Annotated in this window: 2 protein-coding genes and 1 pseudogene; all 3 read right to left on the reverse strand. The window is 64.2% G+C overall.

All coding sequences use genetic code 11. From position 1 onward, the window contains the following. Nucleotides 1-760: pseudogene (locus EOD07_RS29845) on the reverse strand (carbohydrate ABC transporter substrate-binding protein); the annotation flags it as partial. 20 nt (nucleotides 761-780) lie between these two features. Continuing rightward, nucleotides 781-1941 (reverse strand): CaiB/BaiF CoA-transferase family protein, encoded by a 1161-nt coding sequence (locus tag EOD07_RS29850; protein ID WP_127237883.1) that lies wholly within the window; start codon nucleotides 1939-1941, stop codon nucleotides 781-783. 3 nt (nucleotides 1942-1944) lie between these two features. Further along, a complete protein-coding gene (locus EOD07_RS29855) occupies nucleotides 1945-2496 on the reverse strand; it encodes a MaoC family dehydratase (RefSeq protein ID WP_127237884.1) in 552 nt (183 codons plus the stop codon). Between the last annotated feature and the right edge of the window lie 178 nt (nucleotides 2497-2674).

Here is a 2674-nt window from a genome sequence, read left to right on the forward strand (position 1 = left end):
GCGCGGAGCCGACCGGGCCGTTGCCGCCGGCGACCGGCATGTCGGCGAAGGCGAGGCGGCGCGGGCGGAAGCCCGCCACCGCATAGGGAACATAGCCGTAGATCAGCGGCGCGCAGGCGATGCGCGAACCGGGCTCGGCCATTTTCTCGAACACGGCGATCGGATCCATCGTCACGCATGCGGGATCGACGAGCATCGCAATTTCACGCAGCATCTCGAAAGCGGTTTCGCCGGTCTCGCCATCGACAAGGTCGGCAGAACCGTCGACCGTGCAGGGCCGGCCGAGATCAGCGGCAAGGGTGTAGAAGCACATCAGCGAATGCGGCGGCCTGAGCGGCAAGAGCACCCGGCCCTGCTCGGCAAGCGCCAGCACTTCGGTCCAGATCGTGGGCGCTGCCTCGATCAGATCCGGCCGCCAGGCTTGAACCTGGGTCGCGGCATCGATCGGGAAAGCCCATTGCCGGCCTTGCCAGGTGTAGCTCGGATAGGATTTGCCGACACTTCCTCTGGCCAGCGCCTCGCGCTCCGCCTCGCGTCCGGGAACATCGAGCGGCGCCAGGCATTTCTCGGCGGTGATCTGGCCGACATGCGGGTGGTCGATGACGATCAGATCATAGGCGCGGGCGAGCTCCTCCACCGGGAAGGACTCGAAATCCTGCAGCGAGCGCTTTTCCCATTCGATCGAGACGCCGGTCTTTTCCCGCCAAAGCGCCGAGCACGCCACCATCGGGTCGTAGCCGCGCGGATGGCTCCAGGTCATGCCTTTCAAGGAAACGCCGCTCACAGGCCGAACTCCGCGCGGATCTTCTCGCTGTGCTCGCCGATGCGCGGGGCGGCGCGATCCACCTTGGCGCGCGCGCCGTCGACGCGCAGCGGCGAACGCGTGGTGAGGATCGAGACATTGTCCTCGCGCGTCACGGTCTGCAGCATGTCGAGCGTCTTGAAGCCGTCGCTCTCCATCAGCTCCGGCCATGTCAGCACCTTGGCGCACCAGACGTCGGCGGGCTCGAGCACGGCCAGCCACTCGTCGATGGTCTTTTCGGCGATGCGCCTGGCGATGATCGCCTTGATCTCATCGCGGGCGGTGAACCAGGTCGCGGGTTTGTCGCGGAACGGACCGAGCTCGGGCAGTTCAAGCAGATCCGCAATCTTCGGGATCGGCGTCATGGCGATCGCCAGATAGCCGTCCTTGGCTGGATAGACGCCGTAAGGCGCCGAGAGATAGGCATGCGCGCTGCGGAAGGACGAGCGCTTGGGCAGGCGGCGGCCGTCATTGAGATGCGTGGTCAGCACCTCGAACTGGAAATCGACCAGCGCCTCGAGCAGGCTGGTTTCGACATGGCCGCCCTGACCGGTGATGCCGCGCCGGACCAGCTTGGCGAGGATGCCCTGCGCGCAGGCCGCGCCCGCCAGCATGTCGGCGATGGCCAGGCCGAACGGCACCGGCCCCTGGTCCTCGTCGCCGTTCAGCCACATGACGCCGGAACGCGCCTGGGCGAGCAGGTCCTGGCCAGGGCGCTTCACCCAGGGGCCGTCCTCGCCATAGCCGCTGATCGAGGCGTAGACCAGCCGGGGGTTGATCGTGCTGACATGCTCGTAGTCGAGGCCGAGCCGCTCGATAACGCCCGGCCTGAAGTTCTGGATGAGCACGTCGGCCTTGGCGATCAGCGCGCGCAGCATGGCGAGATCGGCCTCGTTCTTGAGGTCGACGGCGAGGCTCTCCTTGCCGCGGTTGATGGCGTGGAAAATGGTTGAATCGCCGCCGATCTCAGTGTCGCTGAGATAGAGCCGGCGCGAGAGGTCCCCGCCGTCAGGCCGCTCGATCTTGATGACGCGCGCGCCGAGGTCGAGCAGACGCAGCGAGCAGTAGGGGCCCGACAGGAACTGGCTCATGTCGACGACGACGAGGCCGGTCAGCGGAAGTTCTTTGTCAGCGGCCACGGTTCACTTCTCTGTCTTGCCGACGAAATCGGCCGGGTTCTTGTATTTCACCGTCTGCAGATGCTCGCAGTAGAGCACGAGCTCTCCTTCACCCTTGAAGACTTCGTAGCTGGCGCGGATCAGGCCCATATCCTGGTAGCGAGGCTTTTTGTCGAGGTTGGTGCGGATCGAATAGATGGTGTCCCCGATGAAGACCGGCTTGATGAAGCGAAGCTTGTCGTAGCCATAGGAAAAGGCGTTGAGGCAGTTGGTGGCGACGAGGCCGAGCCCAGCCGAAAACACGAAGGCGCCGGCCACCAGCCGCCGGCCGAAGATGCCTTGCCTCTCGGCGAACATCTGGTCCTGCACGTAAGGGTGGATATCCAGCACCAGCGTATTGAACATATGGCTTTCGCCCTCGGCGATGGTGCGGCGAAGCGAGCGGATTTTGTGACCGGGCTGCCAGTCCTCGTAGAACCAGTTTTCCGAGTTCCAAACGGGGATTTCGGCATGCGCCTCGGGCATGTCGGTGGGATGCGTCGAGGCGATACCGACGGTCGGCGAGAATGCGCTCATGATCCGCTCCGGAAGCTTCCGATGCGGCCTGCAAGGCGGTTCCGGGCACAATGCCGGATGGCGAGACGCATGATCGCTTTCCTCCCGTCAATTTTCTTTTGTGAATAATATTTTCACATATGGGATTGCCTTGCAAGCGATGATCGGCGAAATTTTTGGAAAGCCGGCACAGGCGGAG

The organism is Mesorhizobium sp. M2C.T.Ca.TU.002.02.1.1 (assembly GCF_003997225.1).

Bases quoted from the DNA above. Each gene is read 5' to 3' on its own strand.
- EOD07_RS29855 (WP_127237884.1), bottom strand. From the start codon at position 2,496: ATGAGCGCATTCTCGCCGACCGTCGGTATCGCCTCGACGCATCCCACC.